Origin of the sequence: Streptomyces sp. NPDC050743, assembly GCF_044456925.1 — a bacterium.
In the GTDB taxonomy this organism is placed as follows: domain Bacteria; phylum Actinomycetota; class Actinomycetes; order Streptomycetales; family Streptomycetaceae; genus Streptomyces.
This window is the reverse complement of the sequence record NZ_JBITGJ010000211.1, coordinates 1-6870: the sequence shown is the minus strand read 5'-3', so window position 1 is coordinate 6870 and position 6870 is coordinate 1. Positions and strand designations below refer to the sequence as shown.

The window sequence follows — 6870 nt, the reverse complement described above, 5'->3', positions numbered from 1 at the left end:
CCCGGCGGGCAGGTCGAGCGAGCTCCCGACCGTCTCGACCGCGACTTCGTCGCCGCCGCCCCCAACCGCTGCTGGGTGGCGGACTTCACCCACGTCAAGACCTGGTCGGGAGTCGTCTACGTCGCATTCGTCGTGGACACCTTCTCCCGCCGGATCGTCGGCTGGTCGGCGGCCACCGTCAAGGAGACCGTCTTCGTCCTGGACGCCCTGGAGATGGCGATCTGGCAGCGCGACCGCGAGCAACGACCCATCCGGCCAGGCGAGTTGATCCATCACTCGGATGCCGGGTCGCAGTACACGTCGTTCAGGCTCGCCGAGCATCTGGACGCCGCCGGCATAGCCGCGTCCATCGGCTCGGTCGGCGACGCCTACGACAACGCCCTGATGGAATCGGCGATCGGCCTGTATAGAACCGAGTTGATCAAGCCCCAACGGCCCTGGAAGACGCTTTCCCAGGTCGAGCTGGCCACCGCCGAATGGGTCGACTGGTTCAACCACCGCCGACTCCACGGTGAGATAGGCCATATCCCGCCCGTCGAGTACGAAGCCAACTACTACACGGAACTCACGAAACCCCAGGTCACAACCACAATCTGAGATCTCTACCGAACCCGGGGCGGTTCACTTGTGTGTCGGCGGCGGGCGGGGGATATTCATTGGTCGCCGCTTGCGGGTGGTGTTCATACTGCCGCAATGGATCCGGTGACTATAGAGACCGACCGTCTGGTGCTGCGAGTCTTCACATCTGCCGACGTGGATGCGATGTACGAAGCCTGCCAGGACGAGGACATCCAGTTCTATACGCCGGTGCCCGTGCCGTACCGGCGTGCGGACGCGGAGAAGCGCATCGGCGAGGAACTACCCGCGGGCTGGGCCACGGACAAGAACTACACCCTCGGCGCCTTCCGCAAGGACAGCGGCGCCCTGGTCGGTTCGTACTGCCTGTTCATCATCAGTCCGGGCGTCTACGAACTCGGCTACTGGGCAGTCAAGGAGCAGCGGGGACGCGGGTACTCGGTGGAGGCCGCCCGGGCCCTGTGCGACTGGGGCTGGGCCACCCTCGACGTCCACCGCATCGAGTGGTGGGCCATGGCCGGGAACACCGGCTCGCGTGCCGTCGCCGAGAAACTCGGCTTCACCATCGAAGGGACTCTGCGCAATCGCGGTATCGCCAACGACGGCAAGCCGCACGACTGGTGGGTGGGCGGACTGCTGAGGCCCTGATGCCTGGGCCGGTGCTACGCCAGCTGCGTTAGCTCTTCTACAGGGACGTTCCCAGATCAGACCGTTCCCGCAGAAGAACTCCACCCATTTGTGATCGGCGGGCAGCCGTGACGTGGCAGTGGCCGCATAGGTTCTTCGAGCATGACCAAGAAGTGGGCCCGTGCGGCCTTGACCCATCCTGCTTTCTGCGGCCTCTCGCGTACACATCTCGGCGATTTGATCGAAGAGTTGGCCGACCCGTGGCTCGCCCGGTGCGAGTCGGAGCTCCGTGAGCGGCGCGGTGCCGAGCGGCAGCGAGAGGCCGGTGCCGGGCCGAAGCACGACCTGGTCCTCACCGACCGCCTGCTCGTCACGCTGGTCCATCTGCGCACCGGCCTGCCGCACGCCGCGCTCGCCGAACTGTACGGCACCGCCCGCTCCACGATCTCCCGGGCCATTAGCGAGATCCGCCCGCTGCTGGCGGCCCGCGGCTTCGCCGTCCCCGACCACCCCGGCCTCCGGCTGCGCACCCTGGCGGACGTGTTTGCCTACGCCAAGGCCGAGGGGATCCGGCTGCGGATCGACGGAGCCGAGACCCAGGTCCGCCGCCCGAAGGCGGGCAGGCCCGGACGCCGGGCCTTCGTCTCCGGCAAGAAAAAGCAGAACACCATCAAGACGACCACCGTCAGCGACGGCCAGGGCCGCCTGCTGTGGTCAGGGGCGGACCGCCCAGGCCGCATGCACGACCAGACCGCGATGCGCACCGAGGGCATCGCCGAGCAGTTCCGGCTCCACCCGAAGGTGACAGCCGAGGTCGACGAGGGCTACCGGGGGCTGGCAAACGAGTTCCCCGACCAGATCAGCGCCCCGCCGAAGAAGCCGAAGGACGACGAGCCGCTCGGAGAGCGGTACGCCTGGCGGGAGATGCGTCGACGGCAGTCCTCGGAGCGGATCTGCGTCGAGCACGCCAACGCCGAGTTGCGGCAGTGGCGCCCGCTCCAGCGCTTCACCGGCCCTCGCGAGGACTACGCCGAGACCCACCTCGCGATCGCCTCACTGGTCTCCGACCGTGCCACCCGCCGTAAGCCGAGCACCGAACTCGTGCTCGCCCGGCAGGCCGGTTGATGATCAACCACCAGCCGACTCGCCAGGCCAGCATGCTCAGACCTCAATCGCGGACCAAGTCGTAAGCGGTTGTTGCCCAGTTCAGGGCGAACCGGGCGGGTTCGGTTGTCTCCGTGCGCGGACCGGGGAAGTTCACCGGCCTGGAGTACGGCGAAGTCGGTGTGGGCGCGCTCGACCGCCTCGGGGCTCGCCCAGCTGAGCCCGGATCCACCGGCTGATTTCGGGGTGGGCGTTTCGGGACTGTGCGGGCCGTGTCGGGGGTGAGTCGCGGATTCGGGCATGGGGTGGCCGCTGGTCTGCCCAGCTCTTCCACTTGTCCACAGGTGTCGGGCCCTTTCGGGCGGGTCGGTCAGGGCGTGTCAGAGGGCTGGTGGCGCATGCACGCTGCTGAAGAGCTGGGTGAAGTCCGTGCTCCAGGGCCAGCGTTCGGGTAGGTGCAGGGTGAGGTGGCGGGCCGAGCGGGCCAGCCGGGCGGGCAGGTTGATCAGGTGGTCACGGATGGTGGCGGTGGTCGCTCTGGCATGGAAGGTGCCGGCCAGGGCGCCGGCGGCGCGGGTCAGGTTGTGCGCCAGCGCTGCCAGGGCGAGCCACGCGGCATTGGCCTGGAAATGGCCGGACGGCGCGTGAGCGAAGGCGCTGTTCTTGACATCCGCGATCACCTGCTCGACGACGGCGTGCCGACGGTGGTCACGCTCGGCGTCCTTCAAGGAGAGCGGGGAGTCGGTGAACGCGGCGTGGTAGCGCCAGGTGTCGAAGAGCGTGCCCTGCCCGGCGGGGACGGTGCCAGTGCCCAGGCGTTTGACGCGGCGCACGATCAGACGGGCGGTGACCTGCTGTTTCTTCGGCTTGGAGGTGAAGGCGGTGTAGGGGATCTCGGCTATCTCGGCGTCCGAGATCCAGCACTCGCCTTCCTCGTCCCAGACCGCCTTGGGGTACTTGATCGGCGTCCAGGCGCCCTCGTCGATGCGGGCGATGGCGGCCTTGAGGGAGGCGTTCATCCGCACGGTGATGGAGAACCGCGCGCCCAGCGCCCGGCAGGCGTTGACGACGTCGGCGCCGTAGAACGCGGAGTCCGCCCGCATCACCAGCAGGCCGCCGGCGCCGCAGGCGCGGGCGGTGCGGATGGTCTCGGCGACGAAGGCTGCGGCGCCGCGTGCGGAGTTCGATGGTCCTTTGCGTAGCCTGGTGGCGGCGATCACCGGGGCGGACAGGGGTGTGGAGACGATGCCGAGCAGTGCGTTCAGGCCCTTGACCTTGCTGTATCCGTAGCCGGTGCCCTGTTTGGCGTAGCCGTAGGTGCGGCGGATGGTGTCGTCGATGTCCACGTAGGCGACCTGGTCCGCGCCGGGCAGCAGCGGGGTGTGACGGGCCAGTGCGGGCAGGAACCGGCGGGCCACGGCGTGCAGTTGCTTCACATGCCCGTGCGTGAAGGAGCGTAGAAACGATCCCAGCGTGGACGGGGCCCGGACCCCGGCGAACAGGCGGCCCATCGCGCCATGCCGCAGGCGGTCCATGTCATCGATGCTGTCGGCGCCCGCGGCCATGCCACCCACCAGCGACATCAGTTTCGCCGCGGGGAAGGCGCCGGTGCCGTCCCTCGATGCGGGCAGCCTGATGAGCTCGTCGGCCAGAGCCGGCAGACCGCACCGCTCGGCCAGCCGCACCACCGGTTCCAGCCCGCCATACGCGATCAAGTTCGGGTCATCGAACACGGATGAGACAGCCGCCGCGGCATGGGAAGATTGCATCTCGGAAGTGCCTTGCCGATCGTGCCTGATGTGGTCCTAGAGAAACCCCATCATCGCAGGTCGCAAGGCACTTCTTCGTTCCCGGAAGAACGACCACAGGCATCAAGCCGGTGGATCCGGGCTGAGTCGCCTTATTCTCCCGAGTCTCCGGCCGCTCAATGTACCGCGCCGGGCGCGACCGTAAATGCCACAGGAGACTCGTTCGTCACTCTGGCGTTCTCTCTGAACACGAGGGGTTTCCAACTCTCCTACAGGCGCGTACTTTCGAACGCCCGTTCCAGTATCGGCAGAGTCTTGAGTCGCTGTCCGGTCGTCCGATCGAGGGGAGAACCCATGTACTTACGCCGTTTCTCACTCGCTGTCAGCGCTTCCACCGTCCTCGTCCTGGGCTTATTCAGCGCAGGTCCAGCCCAGGCCGGGACGCCCACCGGCCTGCCGCTGAGGGCTGCCTCCTCGTCCGGCTCGACCTGCCAGGAAGTCAAGGTCCCCGCACTATCCGGCAATAGAGCCTGCCTGCTCATCGAGCCAGTCTCCCCGCCTCCGCTTGCCGCGAGGCAGCGCGAGGAGCGCGTCAAGGCCCTGATGGCGTCCGTCTCCCGCATGCGGCCGAACTCGGCGTCCGACGGCGTGCAGGCGGCCGGCATCCCAAGCTCCTTCCCCACCCCTTGCCTGGGGGTGGTGACCGGGGCGAACAATGTGCTCGACCCCGACCGCTTCCACTCGTGCAGCAGTGCGTCCTACAGCGCTACGGTGGTCACCGTGCCAGGCGGGGCCACCATCGGCAGGATGCCCCTGACGGTGCTTCAGTGGACCACCGACCACGCAGCCGCGCTGGGCACGGCGGCCGCCTGGGACCACGGGGTGGACGTCACCACAGGCACCGGCACGGGAGTCCTCGCCGGTGGAGTCCAGCTGTCCTTCACCTCCCTGTGCACGATCAACGCAGGTATCTGCACGGTCACCGCGACCTCCGGCACCCAGCCGGCGGTCTACACCTCCGGCTCCGAGACCACGGTGATCTACAACGAGGCCGACGCCGGGCCGGCCTCCTCGGGCCTGAACGCGGTGACCACCGCAACCTCCAAACTGGGCATCCAGTGGGTGGAGACGTACAACAACCTGACCGCGACCTGGAGCGACAACGGGACGTTCCAGTCGGCCGGCCGGGGGCTAGCCAACCGCTGCGACAGCTATCTGGGGATCTACTCCGGTATCAACGCCAACGCCCAGGCGTGCGTGAACGAAACGTTCACACCCACGCTCACCTACAGCGCGGTGACCAATCCGGCCGTGTCTGACGTCGCCCAGCACGTGTACAACGCCCAGGCGTCGCTGCCCTCGCACTGGGGTGTGCCCGCGTATGGGAACTGGCTCAGCCGGGACACTGACCTCGCCGACCAGGCCGACAACCGCATGGCGGCGTGCACGGGCGTGCTGCCGAGCTGCGACGAGTTCCCACTGGCCTCCACGCACCAGGGGGCTGCCTTCTCCGCGCCTGGTGACTGGTCCGCCGTGACCGTCTCGGCCAGCGCGAACAGCGCACAGGGCGGGATCACCGGCGCCTTCTATACCAGCAACCGCGTGGTAGAGGCCGACAAATTCTGGGTGAAAGCCGTTTTGGCCAACGGCAGCGCCTCCTGGTGACATCCTGGCCCGGTGCCAGAAATCGTCAACCCGCCTCGTCGGATCGTGCAGAGCGGAAGCGTCGACGTCGTCGTGCAGTACGGCCACTACGTCCTTGAGGCGGGAGGCGAGCGCAGCGGCGCCGACACACCCAGCCGCGACGGGCTGCTGTTCGGCGAGGCCGGCTGGCTGGCGGTCGTCTGCGGCAGTGACTTCGTCCCCGTGCCCTGCCGGGTCGAAATCCTCAAGCGGATGCCGCCGGCCGTCGACCGCCGCTGGGACATGGTCGCCGAGCACGACCTTGACCTCCGGCAGGGGGTGCTGGTGGTCATGGGCAGCCAGGGGCACCACCCCCATCTGACCCTGAGCGGCACCCCCGGCGTCCACCGGGCCCGGGTGCACGTACGCAACCGGGAGCGGGGCCTACAGATCGCCGACGCGGAACCCTCGGTGGATATCTCCCCAGTGAATCCGGAGGAGCACCTGATCCAGCTGTGGCCCGTCGACCACGCCCGGTCGGCTGAGACGCTCCTGGGACCGGACCGCTACGCGGTCTCCTACCTTTCAGGCTCCGTCTGACCGCGCGACGTCGAACCACTGGGCACCGGTCGGGCAATGCCACTGCTCTGAGCTGCCACAGGTGATGGTCACGGCTGCCGCCGCGCGCACCGCCCGGCGCCGTCCGCGCGACCGCTCCACTCATACGCGTCCAGCTCAGACGCAAGTACCTGTACCTGCCGGGCGACGAACTCCACCGCCTCGCCCGGCAATTCGAACCGGCCCCGGGGATAACGGCCGTACTGCGTGTAGAGCTTCAGCAACACCTCGTGTCAGCGAAACCTGGTGCCGCACGGACCGTCTCCTCAGCGACGTCGTCACGGCGTTCGGTCCGCCCTCGGTCCTCTTCGGGGGGAAGAACCCCAACTACCCCAAGACGCTGGCCTATGCGACCGGCCGACGTGACGCCACCCTGCTCTGCTTCCACCTCTGGAACAGCTTCGCCCCGAGTCCAAGCTCGTCGTCGGCCCCCGTCCATGCCGAACCCGTTCTCTGGGCCTTCCGGGACGGCGGCACCCTGTTCACCGGGTTCCTCCGAGGATGCCCCGGCCTTCAGGCCGGGGAGGAATCGGACTCCTGCGGAGCAGGGCAGGGATAGCCGGATCGCCGTCAG

Annotated in this window: 6 protein-coding genes; 5 read left to right on the top strand and 1 reads right to left on the bottom strand. The window is 68.1% G+C overall.

What is annotated here, in order from left to right; genetic code table 11:
• From ACIBJF_RS51155 to ACIBJF_RS51145, 3 genes are all read left to right on the top strand, one after another.
• Positions 1–597: IS3 family transposase (locus ACIBJF_RS51155; RefSeq protein WP_399184753.1), on the top strand; the 597-nt coding region annotated here is incomplete at its 5' end.
• Positions 598–693: 96 nt separating this feature from the next.
• Complete coding sequence (locus tag ACIBJF_RS51150; RefSeq protein ID WP_399184752.1) at positions 694–1224, top strand: GNAT family N-acetyltransferase; 531 nt, start codon at positions 694–696, stop codon at positions 1222–1224.
• Between the two features lie 141 nt (positions 1225–1365).
• Entirely contained in the window at positions 1366–2328 is a 963-nt protein-coding gene (locus ACIBJF_RS51145) for a transposase family protein (RefSeq protein WP_399184751.1), read from the top strand.
• 359 nt (positions 2329–2687) lie between these two features.
• Here ACIBJF_RS51145 and ACIBJF_RS51140 read toward each other — a convergent pair whose 3' ends face one another.
• Positions 2688–4076 (bottom strand): IS1380 family transposase, encoded by a 1389-nt coding sequence (locus ACIBJF_RS51140; RefSeq protein ID WP_399184750.1) that lies wholly within the window; start codon positions 4074–4076, stop codon positions 2688–2690.
• Between the two features lie 333 nt (positions 4077–4409).
• Between ACIBJF_RS51140 and ACIBJF_RS51135 the strand changes: the two genes are divergently transcribed.
• Both ACIBJF_RS51135 and ACIBJF_RS51130 read left to right on the top strand, forming a co-directional pair.
• A complete protein-coding gene (locus ACIBJF_RS51135; protein ID WP_399184749.1) occupies positions 4410–5720 on the top strand; it encodes a NucA/NucB deoxyribonuclease domain-containing protein in 1311 nt (436 codons plus the stop codon).
• 12 nt (positions 5721–5732) lie between these two features.
• Positions 5733–6278 carry a hypothetical protein gene (locus ACIBJF_RS51130; RefSeq protein ID WP_399184748.1) on the top strand — a complete coding sequence of 182 codons (546 nt, stop codon included), beginning with the start codon at positions 5733–5735 and terminating at the stop codon, positions 6276–6278.
• The last annotated feature ends 592 nt before the right edge of the window (positions 6279–6870 follow it).

What these genes read in the sequence shown, in the direction of transcription:
- ACIBJF_RS51150 (WP_399184752.1), top strand. Translation starts at nt 694, where the DNA reads ATGGATCCGGTGACTATAGAGACCGACCGTCTGGTGCTGCGAGTCTTC.
- ACIBJF_RS51145 (WP_399184751.1), top strand. Translation starts at nt 1,366, where the DNA reads ATGACCAAGAAGTGGGCCCGTGCGGCCTTGACCCATCCTGCTTTCTGC.
- ACIBJF_RS51140 (WP_399184750.1), bottom strand. Translation starts at nt 4,076, where the DNA reads ATGCAATCTTCCCATGCCGCGGCGGCTGTCTCATCCGTGTTCGATGAC.
- ACIBJF_RS51135 (WP_399184749.1), top strand. Translation starts at nt 4,410, where the DNA reads ATGTACTTACGCCGTTTCTCACTCGCTGTCAGCGCTTCCACCGTCCTC.